The organism is Undibacterium sp. Ji50W (genome assembly GCF_049340445.1).
In the GTDB taxonomy this organism is placed as follows: Bacteria; Pseudomonadota; Gammaproteobacteria; order Burkholderiales; family Burkholderiaceae_D; genus Undibacterium.
In genome coordinates this window covers 1-23,494 of sequence record NZ_JBMPOX010000006.1, presented here as the reverse complement: position 1 = coordinate 23,494, position 23,494 = coordinate 1, and the positions used below count along the sequence as shown (strand labels likewise).

Here is a 23,494-nt window from a genome sequence, read left to right as displayed (position 1 = left end):
CCCGTCACTTCGCTACACGTCGGTACATTGCATCCTTTTTCCAGACCGGCATAGTGGCGTCGTTGCCAAGCGCATAGCCCAGATTTAAAGTAAATTGCGCCTGTTGTACCATGCCGCTTAAATCCCATGCCGGGTTGTAACGATCGCGCGGGGTATGGTAGTCTTTTTTAAACGCTTTCATTTGTGCTGCTTCTTGTTCTGCATCGTGATCAAACGCAAACGATCCATCACCAGAAAATACAGCGGAACCAACATTAAATGCGGGAACACCCGCCCGCACAAAGTTGAAATGATCGGCGCGAAAGAAGGCACCACCTAAATCGGGAACGGACGGCGCAATGCGCAAGCCCATTTTTTTGGCAACGGCTGCAGCACTGTTAAGCAAGCTGCTGTGCTCACTGCCTGCTACTCCCATGTCCTGCGTTTTACCGACAAAATTCATGCTATCCAAATTCAGATCGGCCGCAGTTTTTTCCAGTGGCCATAAGGGATGTTGAACGTAAAACGCGCTACCAAGCAAGCTCTGTTCTTCCGCACAAGGCCATAAGAAAATTTGCGTACGTTTCGCGGGATGTGTTACCGCTGCCTGCGCCATGGCCAGCAAGGCAGCTGCACCGGAAGCGTTGTCCACTGCGCCATTCCAGATTTGTGCGGGTTTGCCGGGTTCTTCCACGAACCCCAGATGATCCCAGTGTGCGGAATACACCACGGCCTGGTCTTTTAATTTTGCGTCATTGCCAGGCACCATGCCGATGACGTTTTGCTGCTCGACTTTACGCACGGCACTGCGCAAGGTGAGATGTATCCTTGCATCGAGTGCGACGGGTTTAAATTCACGGGTTTCAGCGTGTGCACGCAGCGCGTCCAAGTCCTGTCCTGCCGCAGCGAACAAGGCTTTGGCAGTATCTTCCTGTATCCAGCCTTCCAGCGCATTGCCATCCTTGCCAAGACTAAAGCGTTCGTGGCTAAAAGATGTTTGTGGCACGTTCCAGGCGTAGCTGGCTGAAGGCAAAGTGTGAATCAATAACACCCCTGCGGCACCTTGCCGTGCGGCTTCTTCAAACTTGTATGTCCAGCGGCCATAATAGGTGAGCGCCTTTCCGCCAAAACGATTTGGCTCGTCCATGGTCGGCTGAGGATCGTTGACCATCATTACCAGCAATTTGCCTTTCAGATCGACGCCTTTGAAATCATCCCAACGTTCTTCTGGGGCACGTACGCCATAGCCGACAAACACCAGCGGAGCATCGATATCATTGTCAGTTTTGCCGTTGGAAGAACCATACACAATGTCGGCCCCCATGACTGGCGAGAGGGTAGCTTTGTTTGTTTCAAAACGGAGTTGACTGCTACTCAGCGTTTGGCTGCCAACCAGTGTCACAGTTTGCCGATAGCCATTTGCGCCCGGTAGCTGCACCAGACCCATTGCCGCCGCTTGTGTTTCGAGGTAGCGTACGGCGAGATCACCGCCGCGTTGTCCGGTACCACGCCCCTCTAATAAATCGTCAGATAAGAATGCCAGATGTGCACGCAACGGCGCTTCCTGGACTTGCTGGGCTTGGGCCGCATGACTGGATAGAGCAAGATGTAAAACGATAAGGGACACAGCGGTCAACATGGGGTGCATCAGAAGTCCTATAAATTGAATTAATTTGCCGCCAGATCATATTACAAAACAGGTGTTTTTTTAAAATGGATATCAACGCTGTACAGAAACAGGAAAACAGCCAATGTTGCAGTACAAGATATTTTGGCTGTTATAGCGTTAGACCATGTTTTTCGTCAATTACTTCCCTTGTGGTAATGATAATCTTGCTTGTTTGACGAATAAGGGGATAATTATTTCAAAATATACATGTATCGTGAAAACAAAAAGGAGGATTCAGGCCCTGACTTGTTGCCGAGGACGCTTTGAATGATGATTATTCTGATAATGAACAGGATTTATTGTTGTTTTGCGAGTAATCTTGATTTATCCTGAAGCAATCGTTTCATCTATCGCAATAAGGAGTAGCAATGACTTCTGCAACGCTCGCCAACATTCTGTATGTGGAAGACGATGCTGACATACAAACCGTGGCCCAGATAGCGCTGGAGGTTGTTGGTGGTTTTAGCCTGAAAACCTGTAGTTCAGGTGCCCAGGCCATTGAGGTAGTCAGTGGTGGATACGTGCCAGACCTGCTGCTGCTGGATGTCATGATGCCGAACATGGATGGCCCGACCACGCTGGCCGAATTACGTAAATTGGCAGGCACCCAGGCCACACCTGTGATCTTCATGACGGCCAAGGTGCAGACCACCGAGATGGAATTTTATAAATCACTGGGTGCCATCGGCGTGATCGCCAAGCCGTTTGACCCTATGGAATTATCGACGCAAGTACGTAAGTTATGGCAGGAGAAGCCGTAAATGTCAGACAAAAATGATAGCCTGCAAGAAAAGCTGCGTGCCCTGGAAGCCGTTTTTCTGCAGAAACTACCGTCAAAAATACACGAAATCCTGAACACCTTGCAGGAGGTGCAAGATCGTCCGGACGATAGAGAAGCCATGGTCGTCCTGCACCGGCATCTGCATACCATGGCCGGGTCTGCCGGGACTTTCGGTTTTGCCGAAATCGGCGCAAAAGCCCGGGTCTTTGAAGCCGTGCTGAAGCCGCATCTGGAAGGCAAGCCCTGGACGGTAGAAGAGCTGAATGCCTATTCCGCCGACATGAATCGCTATTTTGACTATGCCTTGAAGCATGACACCACGCCAGTAAATGGCGTCGCAGAGAGCGTGCAGGAAGAAGAACGGTATATCAGTGACCCCCACCTGATCTACCTGGTGGACGAAGATGAAGCGCAGAACCAGGAAATTACCGACCAGCTTGAACACTTCGGTTATGAAGTCGTACGCATCAGCCATCTGCGGGCATTGGCAACGGCGGTAGCCGCCAGGCGCCCGCATGTGATCGTGATTGAACTCAGCTTCCCCGAAGGCAAAATCGCCGGCGCAGAAGAAATTGCCCGCATCAAACAGATAGAACGCTTCCGCATTCCTACCGTGTTTGTCTCGCGTTCCAGCAGTTTTGAATCGCGTTTGCTGGCGGTACGTGCCAGCGGTGATGGTTACTTCACCAAACCGGTGGATGTGGTGGCCCTGACCGAGCGCATAGAAGGCATCTTGCAGTTCCATGAAAACAAGAGCTATCGCGTGCTCATCATTGATGATGATGCCGTTACCTCGAAATTTTATGGCGCGATTTTGCGCGATGCCGGCATGAATGTCTACCTGCTGAATGACCCTACGCAGCTACTGACGGTGATGACTGATTTCCGTCCCGAACTGGTGTTGATGGATGTCTATATGCCGGTCTGTAGCGGGGTTGAGTTGTCGCGCATGATACGCCAGGACAATTCGTATGTTGATGTACCCATCGTGTTTTTATCCAGCGAAGCCGATCGGGCCAAGCAACTCGATGCCGTACGCGCCGGTGCCGATGATTTCATCACCAAGCCGGTTGCACCAGAATACCTGAAGTCATCGCTGTACAGCCGGGCAGAGCGGTATCGCTCTTTGCGCGCCTTGATCATGCGCGATGGCTTGACGGGCCTCTACAACCATACCGCCATCAAGGAACAACTGGCTTCCGAGATATCGCAAGCCAGTCGCAACGGTGCACCGCTGGCATTGGCGATGATAGACCTGGATCACTTCAAGGAAATCAATGACACCTATGGCCATCCCGCTGGCGACCAGGTTTTGCGCACGCTGGCACGCCTGTTGCGACAACGTCTGCGCCGCAGTGATCTGGTCGGACGTTACGGCGGTGAAGAATTTGCCGTGATCTTCCCGGACACGACCGCGACCATGGCACGCAAGGTGCTGGACCAGGTCAGGGTCGCATTTGCCAAGATACAACACCATTGTGAAAACGGCCATTTCTCGGTCAGTTTTTCTGGCGGTGTGGCGGATCTGGAATCAACGATCGATGCCGCCGAATTGATTGACGCTGCCGATGCCGCCATGTATGTGTCCAAACAGAGTGGCCGTAATCGCATCAGCATGGCTTAAGTCTTAATGGCTGGATAAAACGGGCTACCATCACGGTAGCCTTTTTTATTTCGGTGCGATTTAGCGCAGCGTAATCGCACGTAGTGCGCCCGACAATGACGAAGGCGCTTCAAAGGGACTTGCCTTATATCCCGGCGGAAGAACTTCACTGTTTTGTATTTTCTTCAGCAAATAAGCGGCTGTTGGCCTGCAATCAAAAGAACATGGCGCTGGATTTTTTGTTGCGCAATCCCTGTGTGATGGGCGCGCATGCCATTTGTTTCTTCTGCTTACATATTAAAAAAACAAGTGCGGAACACGTCGGTGTACACTGGCATATCTTTATTGTTGTCCAGGTTGATCAGTGTTTCCCAATTTTCTTGCCGGCAATCCTACCGTGGGTGCCATGTTGATGCTGTACCTGTTGCTGGCTTTCGCAAGTGTGGGCGTAGGCAGGCATAGCGCACCCCAGAGTCAATTGCGCAAGCAGGTGAATGCCTGGTGGTTTATTTTCCCCGTGGTCAGCCTGAGCCTGTTCCTGTATCCCGTTGGCCCTTTGCTGATGGCGCTGCTGATCGTGGTGCTGGCGGTGCGTGAATTGTCGTTGCACTATACCGGGCCACGCTGGCGTTTCTTGTTGTCTTGCCTGCTGCTGGTATTGCTGCAAGTCGGCTTGCAATATGTGAATGTCTTTGATGCCAGCCTGATTTTACCTGCCTTGTTATGCCTGCAAGCCTTGCAGTTTTTCATCTGGCGGCAACGCAATCAATTGCTGCTGATGCTGTTTCTGCTACTGTGCTATGGCCTCAGTTTCATGCTGAATTTGTTGACCTTGCCCTTTTCAAACGAAGTCCGGCTGGCCTGGTTTTTTTACCTGTTTGTCGTCACGGCCCTGAACGATATTGCCCAGTTCGTCAGCGGAAAAATATTCGGCAAGCAGACCATCGCCCCCACCATCAGCCCGAATAAAACCTTGCAGGGTTTGCTGGGCGGCGTCGTGATATCCATGCTGGTATCGACCGGCCTGGGTAGCTATCTGCATCTGGCCACCCCTCTGTATTTGCTATTGATGGGCATCTTGCTGTCTGTCGGTGGTTTTGCTGGTGATCTGATTTTTTCAGCAGCCAAACGCTATCTCAAAATCAAGGATTTCTCTGAACTGATACCAGGCCATGGCGGCATACTGGACCGGGTGGATAGCCTGGTGCTGACTGCGCCCTTGCTGTATCTGGGTCTGCTGTTTTAAAAAATCAGCGTTTACAAAAAATGATAGCTAATGAAGGACAATGCATGACAACTGAACTACAAGCCAAATGGCTATGCAGTGAATCCGGCTTTGACAGCCACGACAGGTCGCACCTGTTTTATCGTATCTGGAAACCCTTGGCGATTGCTGCAGACCAGGCACAGAAATCACAGAAGGCGCTGATCTTTCTACACCGTGGCCATGAACATTCTGGTCGCATAGGGCCGCTGGTCGAGCAGTTTGGTTTTGTGAATGACTGGGCTTTTGCCTGGGATGCACGTGGCCATGGCAATTCGCCGGGCGAACGTGGTGATGCCCCTGATTTTCAAACCATGGTGCGTGATTTTGACAGTTTCATTGATCACATCAGCAGTCACTATGGCATCGCCAAAGAAAACATGCTCATCGTCGCCAACAGCGTGGGTGCGGTGATCGCCGCCACCTGGCTGCATGATTATGCGCCGCGCGTGCGTGGTGTCGTCATGGCAGCGGCAGCATTTGATATCAACCTGTATGTGCCGCTGGCAAAGCCGGCACTGCGTTTTGCCACCTGTTTCAAGCCGGATCTGTTTGTCACCAGTTATATACGTTCGTCCATGCTCACCCATTCTGCCGAGCAGGCCAGGGCGTATGATGCTGATCCACTGATCACCAAGAATATTTCTGCCCGTGTTTTGTTGGACCTGGCCGATACTGCCAAACGGGTGGTGCAGGACGCGCAGGCGATCGACGTACCGGTCATGATGCTGGTTGCCGACAAGGATTATGTCGTCAAACAGGCACCGCAAAAGCAGTTTTATGAGCGCATTTCTTCGACCCTGAAGCGCTATGTGCTGATAGAAAATTGTCACCATGCGATTTTCTATGAGAGCGATGCACAGGTGCAGCAAGCAATACAAGCGGCCAGGGAATTTATCTTTGAATGTTATGCGCGTGATGTACCACCTGCACAGCATTACTTCAAGGCCGATACACAAAGCCAGAGCGCGCAGCAATACCTGGCCCTGCAGCAGGGCAAGTTGGGCGGCGCGCTGGAAAATGCCTTTTACGGCCTGCAAAAATTCATGCTGGGGCATCTCGGCAAGCTAAGCAATGGTATGCGTATCGGCCTGCAACATGGTTTTGATTCTGGTGCGTCGCTCGACTATGTCTACCGCAACCAGGCCGGTGGCCATTTGCTGATAGGTGGCATGATAGACCGTGGTTATCTGGATGCCATAGGCTGGCGCGGCATACGCCAGCGCAAAATGCAGATGCAGCAAACACTGTCTGATCTGATACAGCAATGCCCGGCAGACCAGCCTGTACGCATACTGGATATTGCTGCCGGTGGTGGCCGCTATGTGCTGGAAACCATCAAGCGTTTCCAGAACCGTGATATAGAAATCAGCCTGCGGGATTTTGACCAGGTCAATCTGGATCAGGCGCGTCAACTGGCAGAACGCCTGCAATTAAAAAACACTATCAACTATCAATGTCGCGATGCTTTTGCCGGCACCAGTTATCCGGTAGAAGAGGGGACGTATGACATCGTCATCGTATCCGGTCTGCATGAATTATTCAGCGACAATGTGCTGGTGCTGGCGTCGCTGCGCGGCATACAGCAGCAATTGAAAATCGGTGGCCACCTGATCTACACCGGCCAACCCTGGCATCCACAACTGGTGATGATCGCCCGCACCCTGAATAATCACCGCGGTCAATCGTGGCAGATGCGGCCACGGCCCCAGGCAGAAATGGATGCCCTGGTGGCCAGCATAGGTTGCCGCAAAGTGGCTACCCAGTTGGGTATTGCCGGAATATTTACGGTGTCGGTGGCGCAGCGGGATGCGGCAATGCCCGTTTTATCCGATTGAACAAGGTCCATAGCAAGAGCAGCAGGACTATCCCCAGCACGGCATTCAGCCAGGTGGCTGTTATTTGAAAGGCCACCAGCAGGGCCAGCAAACCAAAGGCAAAAGCGCGGTCGCTTTTGCCCATGGGACCGTCAAAACGCCGGGTAGACCCTGCCAGCAAGGCCGCCACACCGGCAAATTCCGCCAGCAGCGCCAGCATGGCAACCGCAATCAGCAAGGGCAGATGGATCTCGCTTACCAGCGCAAAGGGCAAGACCAGAACCGCATCCGATACCTGGTCAGCCACTTCATTCAGGATGGCACCAAAGGCCGTTTTTTGCTGCGTAAAATTGGCCAGCATGCCATCTATCGCATTCAAGGCCATACGTACCAACATGAACAGCGGCAGGCCCAGCCACAGTCTTGTGTCCTGTGGAAAGCAGGCCAGCGCAATACCATACGCGATGGACAGCAGCATCGCCAGCAGCGTGATCTGGTTGGGCGTGACACGCCGTTTTGCCAGGCTGGCCAATACAGGTTGCAGCAGTTGCTGGAAGCGGGGTTTCAGTTGGTAGATGGAAAAGCTCATTATCTGGCAAGTGTCCCTTGTGACATATACAGTTTGGCCAGCAATATACATCGGCTATAGCCCATGGCGCAATGCAGGTAGACTATCTTGCCGGCATCCATTTCTGCACGCATGTGTTGCAATACCTCACGCACGGTATCCGGTGCCGGTGTCAGCAAATCCATCAGGGGAAAATACCGGTAGGCATCGGTACGCAGGGCAGTGGTTTCGCTCAGTTCATTGGCCAGGTCGATGATGCTGCAATCTGGCGGTAACAGGCGGGCTTCCCTATCGCTGAGGCGACGGCCGACCCATAATTGTTCCGTGAGTTTGATGACAACTGGCTTGTGCCGTTCACGCCAGACCACCGCATGCCAGGTCAGCCGGTAACCCAGCAGATACGGCGCATACAAGAGCCAGATCCACCACGGATGCCGGCCGTCGTGCTTATGCAGAAAATTCCGGTCACGCCGGAAATACGCCAGGCTGATCAGCAGCAGACTGCCTGTCAGGTAGAGCGCTAACGGGTTATGCCAGGCCAGGACCCCGGTAGACAACAGCGCACAGGCTGCCACCAGATAGTAAAAAGCCACATGGGGTTCACTTTTCTTGGGGGTAATCATGATGATGCAAAAAAACGCCAGCAAGACACCCCCCACCAGGTCCAGCACATGATGCTGGAAAGTGAAGACGGTAGAAATAGCAGTCAGCGTCAGCCAGGCTGCCAGCGCTATGCGTCCAGGGCGGGAGCGTATGTGCGGGTGCAAGGCCTGCCAGAACAGGATGCAATAACAGACATGCAGCGACGGTAACTGGTTATAGGGCTTGTCCATCAGCGTCAGTGACGCATACAGATACGCACACCAGGCTGACTGGATGGCAGGTCTGGGCCAGCTGAATTGCAGCGGGTAGATCACAAACAGTATCGCTGCCACCACCGTTGCCAGCAACAGGCGCTGGCTGATGACGCGCAATTCGTCCTGCGTCTTCACCATAAAGAACACCAGGCAGAAAAATATACCCGAACTCAGGTAGGGCAGTATCATCCATTGCAAAAATGGAATGCTTGCCTCAAATGGCAAGGCGGCATGGCGCACTATGCCCTGCTGTTGAGCCAGCAAATTGGCACTCAGGTAGCACAGCGCAAACGTCAAGGCATTCAGCAGCAAATGACGCAAGCGGTGTTGCACAGTTGCAGGTAGAGACGGCATTTAAGGTGCGAATAGTCTTAACAGTGTGCTATTTTAGCAGTATGAATCAAGTTAAAAAATATAAACGCTGCATGGTATTGGCAGGCGGTGGGTTTCGTTTTGGCATTTATTTGGGAATGTATGCGGCTGCCTGTGAAGCTGGCCGGGCACCTGACATCTTGCTGGCAAGCTGCGGCGGCGCACTCGCGGCCAGCATTATTGCGGGTTTGCCGGACGATGTGCAACGCAAGGCCTGGCTCAGTTCTGAAGACATGTACCATTACTGGGGCGGCCTGACGTCGTCACCCAGGGCAGGCATCGTCCGTACCCTGGCCATGGCGGCCAAGCGCGGTTTCATACGTGACTCTGCCACGGTCATCCCCGACCTGTTCAATGAATACCTGTTTGAAATCCCGCCCAAGCTGCCGTTGCCAGAGGTCGCGGTCAGCCAACTCAGCCAACTCAGCCAACAATCCGTCGCCACCGCCATCATCGGTGGCAAGCTGCTGTTTGATGAAAGCGAAGCCGGGCAGCCGCGTGGCCAGCGCAAGCTGTTTGCCGAAACCGTGTTTTGTGAACCCAGGGCTGCAGCCTTGCTGGCAGGCATGCCATCCCCATTGGCCGACCCACGCTGGGGCGATCACGCCATTTCAGAAGAATTGCTGTGTGACGTGACTACCCCTACCAGCCTGGCGGCACGCATTTCCATCACCGACATGTTTTACTTCCGCTGCCATGCACATACCGACGGTAATTACTTTGGCGGCGTGCTCGATCTGTTCCCCATCGAAGTGGCAAGAAGCCTGGCCGATGAAGTAGTGATGGAATTCAAGCAAAGCTTCGACCAGGCCTTTTCCATTCCCGCCTGGCGCACCGTTCTCGGCCTGGACGGCAATGACCGCCTGCGCTATGTGAATGGCCAGCCAGTCGATGTGCGCATCGACACGTCCGATGTGGCAACGGTGCTGGACAAGGAAGCCGTACAAAAGAAACTGAACTGGTTGCAGAACCGTATCAGCTTGCAAATGCCCAAAGATTACGCCACCTATGTTGCGTATATGGACGCCCAGTGGCAGTACGGTTATGAGCGCGGCATGGAAGCCTTTACCCGGCAAACCGCCTATGACGAATCGCATATCCGCAATAGCGACAAGTACAGCCGGGGCAGTGCATGAAGATCATGATCATCGGCGGGACCAGCGGCATCGGTCTGGCCCTTGCTCGCTATTATCTGCAACACGGCGCCAGCGTGGCGGTATGTGGCCGTGATCTGCAAAGGCTGCCGCCTGATCTGCATGGCGCTGCCGGTGTGCTGCCTTTTCAGTTTGACATTGCAGACCGCAGCGCTGTGGCGCAAGCCATCGATGACTTTGCCGTGCAAGGTCTGGACATGTTGATTGTCACCGCTGGCATCTATTTCAACACCCGCAGCCACCTGCTGGATGAGGCAACAACCCTGCGCATGTTGCAAACGAATGTCAGTGGCCTTGGCCATGCATTTGAGTTGGCCGCTGCCAAAATGTTAAAGCAAAAGTCAGGTCAACTGGTGGCCATTTCATCCATCGCCGGTTTGTTGCACGACTATCCTGGTGCCTCTGTCTACAGCGCCACCAAGCGCAGTGTGCTGAGTCTGTGCGACACGTATCGCATAGCGCTGAAACCTTTCTCCATCGCTGTTACTGCGATTGTGCCGGGCTACGTGGATACCGCCAAACTGCGGGCGTTGAATGCGGGCGATGCCAGTCATAAGCCTTTTATCATGTCAGAGCAAAAGGCGGTGGGCTTGATTGTGAATGCCATTGCCAGGCGCAAGGACAGGCTGGTGTTTCCGTGGCAGATGAAGTGGCTGGTTGGGGTGTTGAATTTGTTGCCGAGGTGGGTGTTGAGGGTGAGGAAGTAGGGGGCATTACCAACAATCATATTATCGTCGCTCCAGCGGCGTTGTTTTTGTGCCGTACTTTGATTAAAACGATTGCCCTTCGTAGACGCAAGCCGGGTCTCGGCCCGGCGGCCGAATTCCTTTCTTTGCTTCGCCAAAGAACGGAATCAAAGAAAGGCGACCGCAGACTCGCTCCCTGCGGGAGTGCCCATTTATGTAGTGCAAAAAATGGGAAGGTCCGAAACTCGCTACGCTCAGACACCGGCCCTTCTTTTTCCATTTTCTGCACTACACAAATGGCTTCGTCCCAAGCGGATTAGAGTCAACAACAACCTCAACATCAAAAACAACTGCAACCCCAACACCATGGTTGATCGATGCCACTCAAATAAATATGACTAGTGGTTGTGTTGACGTTGGTTTTGACTTTGCTGTTGCAGTTGTTTTTGACGTTGTCTTTGACTCTCATCCGCTTGGGACGATGTAATTTGTGCTTCACAGAAAATGGAATCAGAAGAGCCGATGTCTGAGCGTAGCGAGTTTCGGATCTTCCCATTTTTTGTGATGCACAAATTATGCTGAAGCGCAGCGTAAGCACCCGTAGGGCGAGTCTGCGGTCGCCTTTCTTTGATTCCGTTCTTTGGCGAAGCAAAGAAAGGAATTCGGCCGCCGGGCCGAGACCCGGCTTGTGCCCACGAAGGGCAATCTTTTAATCAAAGTACGGCACAAAAACAACGCCGGTAGAACGCCAGCCCGGTGGCTAAATTACTCCATTTGCAATTTCATTAAAATTCATCCCATTCATCGCTAGCGGCAGCATTGCCTGACTTTGACTGTTTGAGTGGACGAACATTGCTTGAAATGCGTTTTGCCGGGATGCTTTGGGGGCTGGTTTTTCTTACTGCAGGTTCGATGCGCCGGCTGGCTTTAATGGTGGGGGCAGATTCCAGCAGATTTCCTGGCAGCCTAAAGACACTGACAACTTGTGTCAAAATCTGTGCCTGTTCTTCCAGCGAAGCTGCTGCAGCAGCAGCTTCTTCAACCAGTGCGGCATTTTGCTGGGTGACTTCGTCCATATGTGTCACCGCCTGATTAATTTGCTCGATGCCGGAAGTTTGTTCCTGGCTTGCCAAGGTGATTTCACCCATGATGTCGGTCACGTTTTTGATGCTGGATACGACCGAATCCATGGTTGAACCTGCCTGGTCAACCAGGCGCGACCCAATTTCGACCTGTTCCACAGAGTCATTGATCAAAGTCTTGATTTCCTTGGCTGCTGCTGCCGAGCGTTGTGCCAGGTTGCGTACTTCACTGGCGACCACGGCAAAGCCGCGGCCTTGCTCACCAGCACGTGCTGCTTCAACGGCGGCATTCAAGGCCAGGATATTGGTCTGGAAGGCGATGCCATCGATGACGCCAATGATATCGACAATTTTTTTCGATGAAGTATTGATAGAGCCCATGGTGTGGACCACTTCATTCACCACTGCACCGCCTTTGACGGCAACTTCAGACGCTGAAATGGCCAACTGGTTCGCTTGCCGGGCGTTCTCGGCATTGTGTTTTACGGTAGAAGTCAATTCTTCCATCGATGATGCGGTTTCTTCCAGCGAGCCAGCCTGCTGTTCTGTCCGCGAAGACAAGTCCAGATTGCCGGTTGCAATTTCGCCAGTTGCTGTATTGATGGTCTCGGTACCGTTACGAACCTTGCTGACGATATTGATCAGGTTCTCGTTCATGTCTTTCAGCGCCTGCATTAACTGACCGGTTTCATCGGTAGACTTGACTTCAATATCCGAGCTTAAATCACCTTTGGCAACCGTTTTTGCCAACTCAACTGCAATACCAATAGGAACGGTAATGGCCCTTGTGGAAAACCAGGCGATGGCTACTCCGCATACAATCGCCAGTGCAGTAATGGAAAGCGTCATTGTCAGCGCGGACTGGTAAGCTTTTGCTGCCGCTTCTTCATCGGATTGACTTTTCTTTTCTTGCAGGTCCAGGAACTCTTGTATGGCATTTTGCCATTTGGTATTGGCTGGTCCTGCTTCCTTCAGCAGAAATTGTATAGCCTCATCTTTATTGCTTTTTGCCATCTCGGCGAATTTATCATTAAGCGCTCTCGACACAGTCTGGTTTTCCTTGATCCTGGCAAGAAAGTTTTTTCCTGCTTCGTCCAGAGGCATTTTTTCCAGCGCAGTAAAGGCTGTGTTGTAGAGTGCCCGTGCATCATCAATTTTTTTATGTTCCTGTGCTGCCTGTGCTTCATCCGACAGTAAAGCGATGCTGCGTATCACACGTGCAACGATGTGTATCGATTTCGACATATTTTCAAGGGCATCCATTTTTTTAACGTTGACAGTCACAACGTGGTGCAAGGCTTCATTGGACTGTTGCATGCCGTTAATCCCGAGATAGGCGACACTAAGCAACATGAGCAGTATCAAAGCAAAGCCTGCTCCGAGTCGTGTTCCAATAGGTAGGTTTGACAGTTTCATACATTCTTCCCGGGTTGTTTGATATGTGGCGGCTTTGTATCGTTTTTAACTCTGTTGATTTTTTAATGCCCTGTTTTTTTATGTCTTGCTGCACCATTTCATGCATTTTCCTGTGTCAGTTTTCTTTTACATTCTCTGCGGCGACTAATTCTGGAGGCTTCGTTGCTTTTGTGATGGCATCCAGCAGGACATCGTCGTTAACTGGTTTTTGTAAAACAGCGATTGCAGTAGACAGACTGCTTTCCAACTGGCCAATGTTGATCTGATGTGCCGTCATGATGACAACCGGCAAATCGGGCGCATAAGTCTTTAATTCTTCAAGAACGGCAAACCCGGACATTTCTGGCATATGTAAATCCATGACTACACAAGATGGCATAGTATGTTGCAAACTTGATAAAAAACCCTGACCAGAACGAAATGCCTGTGCTTCCAGCCCAACTGAACGAAAAAGTCGTAATAGCGCACGACGAATGCTTTCTTCATCATCAACGATTGCGACCCATGTAGTTTTATTGCCCATGAGAATCATGGTAGGCGTCTATGCGCAATCTGGATATAGGACCTTGGTCCTATATCCAGGCTACGCTATGTTGAAGGGCAAGCAGAGGGGGAGCCGTCTTTTAACAGCACTTTATAAGGCGGTATGGAAGGGGAAATGCGGGAAGGGGAAATGCGGGAAGGGGAAATGCTTGCCAGGTCAACACGCGCTGGTAAATGACAAAAACCTGAATTCAGTTTTTCAGTTTCTCTAGCTGATGGACGAGGCTGGCTACCGATTTTGCTTCCATCTTGCTCATGACGCGTGCACGGTGAATTTTAATGGTTTTTTCTGCAATTCCCATATTGTCTGCGATCTGTTTATTGAGTTTGCCGTCGGTGATGTGTAGCAAAACCTCGTGTTCGCGTGGCGTCAGTTCAGCCAGGTGTGCAGTAATTTTGTCGCGCTCCGCGCGTATTTGCCGCGCTGTCTGGTTGCGGGCAAGGGCGCTTTGTATGGCGGCCAGCAGTTTTTCGGCATCAACCGGTTTGGTCAGAAAGTCGTGCGCACCCTTTTTCATGGCTTGCACGCTGCTGTCTATACTACCGTTTCCAGTCAGGAAGATGATGGGCATGTCACTTGCCATACCCCCAAGGCGCTCTTGCAACATCATGCCGCCCATCCTTGGCATGCTCAGATCCAGTACCAGGCAGCCTGGGGTTGTTGCATTGCCGCTTTCCAGAAAATCTTGCGCCGAATTATATGTCTCGACTTCGAAACCCATAGACACGATCAGCCGCGACAATGCCTTCAAAATGCTTTCCTGGTCATCAACCAGGAAGACACGAGATTTCAATATCATGATTTGTTCTTGCATTTGCTTGATTGACTGAGGCTGAAATGGAAGCTGGCACCGCTGGTGTTACAGCTAATGTCATCACTTGTTGCATTGTTTTCACACCAGAGCCTACCTCCATGTGCTTCGATAATATTTTTACAAATTGACAGGCCCAGGCCCATTCCTTTTTCTTTCGTCGTATAAAACGCGTCAAATAACTTACTCTTGTTTTCTTCCGGGATACCTTTCCCGTTATCAATGACGCTGACACGGATCCGGTCTGATTCGACCTGATCTGTTTTTATGGTAACTGTTCTCTCGCCAATTTCAAGATGAGAAACGGCATCACAGGCATTCATGATTAAATTGATGATGACCTGTTGTAATTGCACCGCGTCCGCAATAAGCCAGGGGTTGGCCGGATTGAGTTCTGTTGACACATTGATGCTACGGTTAAGCATATCATTTCGTAATATATGCATAACCTCCATGATCAGGGCATTGATGTCTATGTTTTGTTCAAGCTTGTCATTTTTATTGAACAGGCGGCGCAAACGCTGGATGATTTCACCGGCACGCTTGTCTTCATCAACGATATCTTGCAAGATATCCCGCACTTCATTCAAATCGGCATTCTCACGCATGAGAAAGCGTTGCGCTGCCTGGGCATTACTGAGTATGGCGGTCAGCGGCTGATTCAGTTCATGCGCCAAGGCACCGGATAATTCTCCCAGCGTCACTACGCGTGACAGATGGGTAACTTCAGCACGTTTTTGTTCCAGTTCAAGTTCGGATTGTTTGCGTGCAGTGATATCCAGCAATACACCCCGTGTAAATTTCGGTTTTTGTCCGGCATCAAATTCAACTTGCGAAACGGCAGCAATCCAGCGAATTTTGCCATTCTCTACGACGATGCGAAATTCAGCCTGATACCGGGGTTTTTCATCGATGCTGAAATTGCTGGTCAGTTTTTCCATCGAACTCCGGTCAGCCGGATGGATGCGTTGTAATACGTCGTTGATGCCCAAACGCTGGTCCGCAGAAAAGCCGAAGATGGATCGCCATTGTGGTGAAGCCCAAATTTCATCACGCTCCAGGTCGCGCACCCAGACTCCCAAATTGGCAGCATCACTGGCCAGGGTGAGACTTTGACGTACGTCGTGCAAATCGTTTTCCGTTACCTGCAAACGCGCGTTTAGTTGTTGCTCACGTTGCTGGCGCCCGTGCTCTACGTCAGTGACATCCCTGACAATAGCGATGACGGAGTCAGCATTATTGGGCGCAATCCGGGCTTCAAAGATCATTTCCTTTCCGTTGATGACATCGGTAGAGAATTGAATTTCCTGCACATGCTGGTTGTGGTGGGCGGTTTTTACAGCGCGCAGTAAATGGCTTGCTATTTCTGACGGCAATGTATCAGCAAGCTTTGTATTGATCAGTTTTGTCGGGTCAGCGAAAATGAACCCGGATTTGGGTGCATGGACATCCAGAAATCTTCCATCGTGGCCGATAGTAAAGATGAGATCGGGTATGGCTTGTATTAATGCCCGGTTTTTGGATACGCTTTCATGCAATTGTTTTTCAGCCTTTTTATAGGCGCTGATGTCTTCACCAACTGCCTGAAAAGAGACGAGTTTATTCTGTGCGTTGAAAAATGCCTGATTGGTCCATCGGTGATAAATCAATTCACCATTCGGCATGGGGTAACATTGTTCATGAATTTCAAACGCTTGCTCTGGCGTCAGCGAGCTCAGTTTTACTTTCACCATTTGTTGATCGGCAGCCGGCAGGAGATCAAAGAAATTCCTGTCCAGCAAAGCAGATTTTGTCGACGACACTGCGCTCGCAAACAGTTTATTGACGTAGGTCAGCGTACCATCGGGTAAAAATGTGATGACAAACAAGGGCATGTCTTCTGCCAGAGTGCGGTAATGTCTTTCACTCTCCAGCAAGGCCGTTTGCGTGCGCTTAAGCACGGTCACATCAGTAACCAGCGCAAAAAAACCGAGCACGACACCATCCGTTTTATGCACGATATATTGTGCCCAGGTATGCCCGGTTTCACCGTTGGCCTTAATTAATGAACGTTCGAATTGCTGGTCCATTCCTTTTAACGCACCATTGATATAGGCAATATTTTTTTGAAATAACTCCGGCCCCATCAAGTCTCGCATATGCATGTTGTGCATTTGGTCGATACTGCGCCCAAACCAGGTCAGGTATTGCTTATTGGCAAAGGTGCAGCGCAAGTCGGCAGTCCAGTACGCCAGCATGCCGGGAATATTGTCGGCAATCAGGCGGTTGAATTCTTCACTGGCCGGCAATCCCATCCCGCTATGTTGTCGTTGGCTAATATCTGATAAATAAATACTGACCCACGGTGCATGCTTGCTGCTATCCAGTCTGTGGAAGTTGAATTGCACCAATATCAGGTTATGGTCCGCCCGCATGACACGTAAATCATGCTGCGGTGCCATACCGGTTGCTATTACTTGTCGATAAGCCTCATTGAAGAGGCTGGCGTCGGTGTCAAATAAATAGCTACTGAGGTCTGTATGCAACAATGCGGGAAGAGATGTTCCTAACAGCGTTGCCGAGGCCAGATTGGCCTGCCTGATGACACCGTCTACCGAGATGCCCAGGTGTGCTTGTGGTGAGTGGAGATAAAAATCCTGGTGCAGGTCTGCCCTGGCAGGCAGATCAGTCTTGTGGGCTGAAAAACTGGCATCCTGGCTATCTGCCAGATTGAGCATGTCGTCGGCAGTGGTATTGGTATTGGCCTGATCAGTCATTGACCTTGTCCCTTATACGTATTACAGGTATTTTTACTGCGCCGATCACTATACCGATTACTGCACCGATCAATGTATCGAATTTTTACCTGTTGATCATAGCGCACTACCAGGGCAAATAGGGTTTGCGAAAAACCACTATGGTCACATTGTCGTTCCCGCTTTTTTGTTAAAGTGTGTGTTATCTAACAAAATGGCTTCATTCAGCAAGAGATGTTGAATGAAGCCATTTGTACAAAGCGTCGGGCGGGGTGTTGCTACTCTTTCGCCACTATCCTTTGCAAGCCGCTGGCCTTGATCCTGGCTTCCAGCGCCTTACCCTTGCGTGCACGGGCACCTATGTGGATGCCAAGACCGTTGGCGCTGAGGCTGACTTCCTGCGGTTTGCCGCCACGGCCCAGGCCGATGACGCGCACGCCGCGCTGGCTGATGGCCTGGGCGGCCAGGAGACTTTCCTTGTCTTCCAGTTGCATCAGGATGACGCCACGGCCACCGCTGGACAGTTGCTTGATTTCTGTCAGGCCAAATACCAGCAGGCGGCCTTTTTCTGACAGGCAGGCAATTGCGCTGGCATCACCGGCGACAATGGCTGGTGGCAAGGGCAGGTCGCCTTCTTCCAGTGTCATGAAGGCCTTGCCGGCTTTCATGCGGCCCACCATGTCACCCAACTTGGCCGTGAAACCATAGCCGGCGCTGGAGGACAGCAGCAGGCTGATGTCGGCGCTGCCGGCAAAATAATGCAGGATCTTGGTGCCGGGTGCCAGGTCGATCAGGGTAGTGACCGGGACGCCGTCGCCACGGGCGCCGGGCAGGGCGGCGACAGGGACGGAATACACACGGCCATTCGAACCAAACACCAGCATCTGGTCTACCGTGCGGCATTCAAACGTGCCATACAGGCTGTCACCAGCCTTGAAGGTGAACTGGGCATTGTCATGGCCATGGCCGGTACGGGCACGTACCCAGCCTTTTTCAGAGATGACGACAGTCACCGGTTCATCGATCACTTTTTGCTCTACCGACGCCTTGGCAGCTTCTTCGATGATGGTGCGGCGCGCATCGCCATATTGCTTGGCATCGGTTTCAATTTCCTTGATGATCATGCGCTTCATCGAAGATGGGTTGTCCAGCAGGTCGTGCAGGCCGGCTTTTTCCTTGCGCAATTCATCCAGTTGCTGCTGGATCTTGATGGATTCCAGTCTGGCCAATTGGCGCAGGCGTATCTCAAGAATATCTTCAGCCTGTATATCCGACAGCTTGAAGGCTGAAATCAGTGCAGGTTTAGGGTCATCAGACTCACGGATGATGCGTATGACTTCATCAATATTCAACAGCACCGCTTCACGGCCTTCCAGGATATGGATGCGGTCATCCACCTTCTTCAGGCGGAACTGGGTACGGCGTGTGACGGTCGTGAAGCGGAAAGATACCCATTCACTGAGGATGTCCAGCAAGCCTTTCTGTCGCGGGCGGCCATCACCACCTATCATCACCAGGTTGATAGAGGCCGAGGTTTCCAGCGAGGTATGCGCCAGCAACATCTGCATGAACTCGGTCTGGTCCTGGTTCTTGGATTTTGGCTCCAGCACCAGACGTACCGGTGCATCCTTACCGGATTCATCGCGTACCGTATCCAGCACCGACAGGATGACTTGCTTCAACGCAACCTGTTCTGGCGACAGGGCTTTCTTGCCCAGCTTGATTTTTGGATTGGTCAGTTCTTCGATTTCTTCCAGTACCTTTTGTGAAGACGTGCCTGGCGGCAATTCTGTCACCACGGCCTGCCACTGACCACGCGCCATTTCTTCTATCTTCCAGCGCGCCCTGACCTTCATGCTGCCACGACCGGTGGCATACATGTCATTGATGGTGGACTGGGGCGTGATGATTTGTCCGCCACCCGGGAAATCCGGGCCGGGGATGTGTTCCATCAGCTCGGCATGTTTCATGGCCGGGTTGCGTATCAGGGCCACGGCGGCCTTGGCCACTTCAGTCAGGTTATGCGAAGGAATTTCTGTCGCCAGACCAACGGCAATACCGGATGCACCGTTCAGCAGAACGAAGGGCAGGCGGCTTGGCAGCAGTTTGGGTTCTTCCGTGGTGCCGTCATAATTGGGCTGGAAATCAACCGTACCCTGGTCGATTTCATCCATCAGCAAGCGCGAGATAGGTGTCAGACGGGCTTCGGTATATCGCATTGCCGCGGCGCCGTCACCATCGCGTGAGCCGAAATTACCCTGGCCATCTATCAGTGGATAGCGCAGCGAAAAGTCTTGTGCCATACGTACCAGCGCGTCATAGACGGACTGGTCACCATGCGGATGCAGCTTACCCAGTACATCACCCACCACGGCAGCAGATTTGCGCGGTTTGGCAGCAGAGTTCAGCCCCAGTTCATTCATCGCAAACAGGATGCGGCGCTGCACGGGCTTTTGACCATCGCAGACATCGGGCAGGGCACGGCCCTTGACGACCGAGATGGCGTAATCCAGGTATGCGCGTTCGGCGAAGGTCGCCAGTGTCAGTGTTTCACCGTCGCCGGGTGGGGGCGGGGCTTGATCAAATAAATTTGCTTGTTCGCTCATAATTCTTTTTCGTATTTTTGATACTGTTATATTCCATATAGCTGTTCAGAAGTCGCTGAGTAAGCGTAGCGAGCGGCGTTAGTTTGAGTTAAGACGCGCAGTCGTACGAACGTACGGCGAGCATCGCAGGCTCAAAATCACGTCGCGCAGTAGCTTAATCAGCGGCTTCTTAGATGTCGGCTTCAACGGCATTGCCATGCTCTTCTATCCAGGCGCGGCGGGCAGCGGCTTCGCCTTTGCCCATCAGCATATTGAATCGGCCTTCAGAAAAATCCTGGTCAAACTCGCCCAAGGATACCGGCAGCAATCGGCGGGTGTCCGGGTTCATGGTGGTTTCCCACAATTGTCCGGCATTCATTTCACCCAGACCCTTGAAGCGGGAGATACTCCAGCCACCGTCCTTGACACCATCCTTGCGCAACTTGTCTTCGATGGCGATCAGCTCACCTTCATCCAGCGCATAGATTTTTTGTGCCGGTTTCTTCCCACGCGCCGGCGCATCGACACGGAACAACGGTGGACGTGCCACGCAGATATGGCCACGCGCGATCAGTTGCGGGAAATGCCTGAAGAACAGGGTCAGTAACAAGACCTGGATGTGCGAGCCATCGACGTCCGCATCAGAGAGTATGCAGATCTTGCCGTAGCGCAGATTGCTCATGTCAGCAATTTCATTGAGACCATGCGGATCAACCCCAATCGCTACCGCGATATCATGAATTTCATTATTCGCAAACAGGCGGTCGCGTTCAGATTCCCATGAATTCAAGACCTTGCCGCGCAGTGGCAGGATGGCCTGGAATTCTTTATCGCGGCCCATCTTGGCAGAACCACCGGCAGAATCGCCCTCGACCAGGAAGAGTTCATTGCGGGCCAGGTCGCTGGATTCACAATCCGTCAGCTTGCCTGGCAAGACCGCCACGCCCGAGGATTTTTTCTTTTCAACTTTTTGCGCTGAGCGCAGGCGTGACTGGGCTTGCTTGATGACCAGTTCAGCCAGTTTCTTGCCGTATTCAACGTGGGAATTCAGCCACAGCTCCAGCGGTGGTTTGGTAAACGACGATACCAGGCGCACGGCATCGCGTGAATTCAGCCTTTCCTTGATCTGGCCCTGGAACTGCGGGTCCAGCACCTTGGCGGACAAGACGAAAGATACGCGGGCAAACACGTCTTCCGGCAACAGCTTCACGCCTTTCGGCAGCAGCGAATGCATTTCAGCAAAGCTCTTGACTGCGCCAAACAGTCCTTCGCGCAAGCCGGATTCATGGGTACCGCCAGCCGGGGTAGGGATGAGGTTGACATAGGATTCACGCACCACATTGCCTTCTTCCGTCCAGGCCACCACCCAGGATGCGCCTTCGCCTTCGGCAAAGCCGTCGCTTTCAGAGGTGGCGAACTGTTCACCTTCAAACAGCGGGATCAATGGGTCACCATGCGAAGACTGGGCCAAAGCTTCCGTCAGGTAGCCACGCAGGCCCTGGTCATATTGCCAGGTCTGGCTTTCACCGGTTTTTGCATGCGTCAGTGTCACCTTGACGCCGGGCAACAAAACAGCCTTGGAACGCAGCAGACGCTGTAATTCACCCTGCGGGATATTGGCGCTGTCAAAATACTTGGCATCTGGCCAGATGGTGACGCGGGTACCGTTCTTTTTATCACCACGTGCCAGCGGCTGGCTGCGCAGCGGCTCTATCACATCGCCATTGGCAAACGTCAGCTGATGCAGGCCGGCCTCACGCCAGACCGTGATTTCCAGGCGTTTCGACAGCGCATTGGTGACCGACACACCGACGCCATGCAAGCCGCCAGAGAAGGCATACGCACCGCCAGAACCTTTATCGAACTTGCCGCCGGCATGCAGGCGGGTAAAGACGATTTCTACCGTCGGCACACCTTCTTCAGGGTGCAGGCCGACCGGGATGCCGCGGCCATCATCTTCTACACTGATACTGCTGTCAGCATTGATGGTGACGATAATGTGCTTGCAGTGTCCGCCCAATGCCTCGTCTGAAGCATTGTCGATCACCTCTTGAATGATATGCAGCGGGTTTTCGGTGCGGGTATACATCCCCGGTCTTTGTTTGACCGGTTCCAGACCTTTGAGTACTCGGATGGATGATTCGCTATAGTCGGACGGAGAAGTATTTTTTTTAGTGGCCATGCGAATGAAAATCTGTTGTTTTGGTTAATCTTGTGATGATATTTTGCAATTTTTTTCTCAGGCTGGCAGAATAAAGCGGTATTCTGGCAACGTTTTTGCAGCTATTGTAGCTGCAATGATTGTAGCCGCAATAAGTAGGTGGAAAAACGATGTCAACAAAAACTCCAACGATCGCGATCCGACTGCTTGGATTTTCCCAAAAAGAGGAAGAAACCTTTTCAACCGTTCTTGCCGTTCTCCGCGAGAAGGGTTACCGCTATCTGGTCTTAAAAACCGGTAGTCTACAAGATCCTGACCTCCATATTGTCAATGCAGAGGATATTAAAGCATTGGCGACCTTGTCGGACTTAAATCTGGGCGATGCGCAGCCAGTGTTGCTTATTGGCAAAACTACCATCAGTTTGCCCTATCCCTTCATGCCGCGCCCGATACGCTGGCGCAAATTGTTTGATGTGCTGGATGAGCTGATCGACCGTCGCCAGTTGCTGCTGACCACCCTGAGTGCCTACAGCGCCGTGGCCGTGCCCGAACGCCGCCGCCGTGAACGCCTGGATCTGGACCTGAGCGACCCTGTCGATTACCAAAAAATGCGCCGTCCCACCGTTACCCGGGGCGGCATCATGATCGTCGACAAAGACATGCGTTTCCGCGAATATGTGGCCATGATCATGGATAGATACAATATTTCCGTAACCCTGGCCTGTGACGAACGTAGTGCCCTGATGCTGGACAAGAACAACCGGCATGCGATGACCATGATCAACACTTCTACCCCTGGTCTGGACCCATATCGTCTGTGTAGCGAGCTGAAAAAACAAAATACGGACCGCAGGACGACGGTGATTTTACTGGTCGATAAGGTATTTGTTTATAAAGTTGCCAATGCGCAACAGGCGGGGTGTGAGGGGTTTTTGACCAAGCCTTTGTCGCGTAAGCAGGTGTTGTCGACGATACAGAAGTTTTTGGAGTTGAGGTAGGTTTGGTCAGTTACTGGCAATCATAATCTGGTCGCTTTAGTGAAGACTCAGTGCTGTCCGGAATAATGTGCTTGACAAAAAATGACCGGGAAATCCCCTCCCTTTCAAGGGGAGGGCTAGGGTGGGGATGGGTTTCTTTCGATAAGCGGCAATCATATTAACGTCGCTCCAGCGCAGGCTGGAGCACAGTGTCTGTGTTTGTATACCGTGTCGTTAATTAAAGCGATTGCCTTCGTGGATACAGGCCGGGTCTCGGCCCGGCGGCCGAATTCCTTTCTTTGCTTCCGGTGTGTGTCAAGGTAGTTGTCGCCTCAATTTAAATTAAGCAGCCTTCATGTACGCCTTTTCTTCTACACGAGCCTTCTCTGGATTGAGATAGACGCTGTCCCCCAGTGACCAGTTCCGTGTTTCT

At 52.1% G+C, this 23,494-nt stretch carries 16 protein-coding genes; 7 read left to right on the top strand and 9 right to left on the bottom strand.

The features are described from left to right. Window positions 1-4: 4 nt before the first annotated feature. Complete coding sequence (locus ACO0K9_RS11255; protein WP_422985262.1) at window positions 5-1,618, bottom strand: M28 family peptidase; 1,614 nt, start codon at window positions 1,616-1,618, stop codon at window positions 5-7. Between the two features lie 398 nt (window positions 1,619-2,016). Here ACO0K9_RS11255 and ACO0K9_RS11250 point away from each other — a divergent pair, with 398 nt between their 5' ends. From ACO0K9_RS11250 to ACO0K9_RS11235, 4 genes are all read left to right on the top strand, one after another. Next, window positions 2,017-2,409, top strand: a complete 393-nt coding sequence (locus ACO0K9_RS11250) for a response regulator (RefSeq protein ID WP_422984830.1) — start codon at window positions 2,017-2,019, stop codon at window positions 2,407-2,409. Further along, entirely contained in the window at window positions 2,410-4,053 is a 1,644-nt protein-coding gene (locus ACO0K9_RS11245; protein WP_422984828.1) for a diguanylate cyclase, read from the top strand. Between the two features lie 343 nt (window positions 4,054-4,396). Next, entirely contained in the window at window positions 4,397-5,278 is an 882-nt protein-coding gene (locus tag ACO0K9_RS11240) for a phosphatidate cytidylyltransferase (RefSeq protein ID WP_422984826.1), read from the top strand. 44 nt (window positions 5,279-5,322) lie between these two features. After that, window positions 5,323-7,134, top strand: a complete 1,812-nt coding sequence (locus ACO0K9_RS11235; RefSeq protein ID WP_422984824.1) for a bifunctional alpha/beta hydrolase/class I SAM-dependent methyltransferase — start codon at window positions 5,323-5,325, stop codon at window positions 7,132-7,134. Here the strand turns inward: ACO0K9_RS11235 and ACO0K9_RS11230 are convergent. Together ACO0K9_RS11230 and ACO0K9_RS11225 are read right to left on the bottom strand one after the other, a co-directional pair. Beyond that, window positions 7,082-7,702, bottom strand: a complete 621-nt coding sequence (locus tag ACO0K9_RS11230; protein ID WP_422984822.1) for a CDP-alcohol phosphatidyltransferase family protein — start codon at window positions 7,700-7,702, stop codon at window positions 7,082-7,084. The genes ACO0K9_RS11235 and ACO0K9_RS11230 overlap by 53 nt on opposite strands. After that, window positions 7,702-8,892, bottom strand: a complete 1,191-nt coding sequence (locus tag ACO0K9_RS11225; protein ID WP_422984820.1) for a phosphatase PAP2 family protein — start codon at window positions 8,890-8,892, stop codon at window positions 7,702-7,704. The genes ACO0K9_RS11230 and ACO0K9_RS11225 overlap by 1 nt, the downstream gene beginning before the upstream one ends. 41 nt (window positions 8,893-8,933) lie before the next feature. Here ACO0K9_RS11225 and ACO0K9_RS11220 point away from each other — a divergent pair, with 41 nt between their 5' ends. Then, window positions 8,934-10,046 carry a hypothetical protein gene (locus tag ACO0K9_RS11220; RefSeq protein WP_422984818.1) on the top strand — a complete coding sequence of 371 codons (1,113 nt, stop codon included), beginning with the start codon at window positions 8,934-8,936 and terminating at the stop codon, window positions 10,044-10,046. Beyond that, entirely contained in the window at window positions 10,043-10,771 is a 729-nt protein-coding gene (locus ACO0K9_RS11215; protein ID WP_422984816.1) for an SDR family NAD(P)-dependent oxidoreductase, read from the top strand. The genes ACO0K9_RS11220 and ACO0K9_RS11215 overlap by 4 nt, the downstream gene beginning before the upstream one ends. 764 nt (window positions 10,772-11,535) lie before the next feature. On the opposite strand, the gene ACO0K9_RS11210 is transcribed toward ACO0K9_RS11215, so the two are convergent. The 6 genes from ACO0K9_RS11210 to ACO0K9_RS11185 form a co-directional block, all read right to left on the bottom strand. Continuing rightward, window positions 11,536-13,248 carry a methyl-accepting chemotaxis protein gene (locus ACO0K9_RS11210; RefSeq protein ID WP_422984814.1) on the bottom strand — a complete coding sequence of 571 codons (1,713 nt, stop codon included), beginning with the start codon at window positions 13,246-13,248 and terminating at the stop codon, window positions 11,536-11,538. 115 nt (window positions 13,249-13,363) lie between these two features. Further along, on the bottom strand, window positions 13,364-13,771 hold the full coding sequence (locus ACO0K9_RS11205; RefSeq protein WP_422984812.1) for a response regulator transcription factor: 408 nt from the start codon (window positions 13,769-13,771) through the stop codon (window positions 13,364-13,366). 211 nt (window positions 13,772-13,982) lie between these two features. Beyond that, window positions 13,983-14,591: a response regulator transcription factor gene (locus tag ACO0K9_RS11200; RefSeq protein ID WP_422984810.1), complete on the bottom strand. Its 609-nt coding sequence runs from the start codon at window positions 14,589-14,591 to the stop codon at window positions 13,983-13,985. After that, window positions 14,588-17,359, bottom strand: coding sequence for a PAS domain-containing sensor histidine kinase (locus ACO0K9_RS11195; protein WP_422984808.1), 2,772 nt, complete (start codon window positions 17,357-17,359; stop codon window positions 14,588-14,590). Before ACO0K9_RS11195 ends, ACO0K9_RS11200 begins: the two co-directional genes overlap by 4 nt. Window positions 17,360-17,616: 257 nt before the next feature. Then, entirely contained in the window at window positions 17,617-19,944 is a 2,328-nt protein-coding gene (gene parC / locus ACO0K9_RS11190; protein ID WP_422984806.1) for a DNA topoisomerase IV subunit A, read from the bottom strand. 169 nt (window positions 19,945-20,113) lie between these two features. Further along, window positions 20,114-22,105 carry a DNA topoisomerase IV subunit B gene (locus ACO0K9_RS11185; protein WP_422984804.1) on the bottom strand — a complete coding sequence of 664 codons (1,992 nt, stop codon included), beginning with the start codon at window positions 22,103-22,105 and terminating at the stop codon, window positions 20,114-20,116. A 149-nt stretch (window positions 22,106-22,254) separates the two neighbouring features. Here ACO0K9_RS11185 and ACO0K9_RS11180 point away from each other — a divergent pair, with 149 nt between their 5' ends. Next, window positions 22,255-23,082: a response regulator gene (locus ACO0K9_RS11180; RefSeq protein ID WP_422984802.1), complete on the top strand. Its 828-nt coding sequence runs from the start codon at window positions 22,255-22,257 to the stop codon at window positions 23,080-23,082. Window positions 23,083-23,494 lie beyond the last annotated feature (412 nt).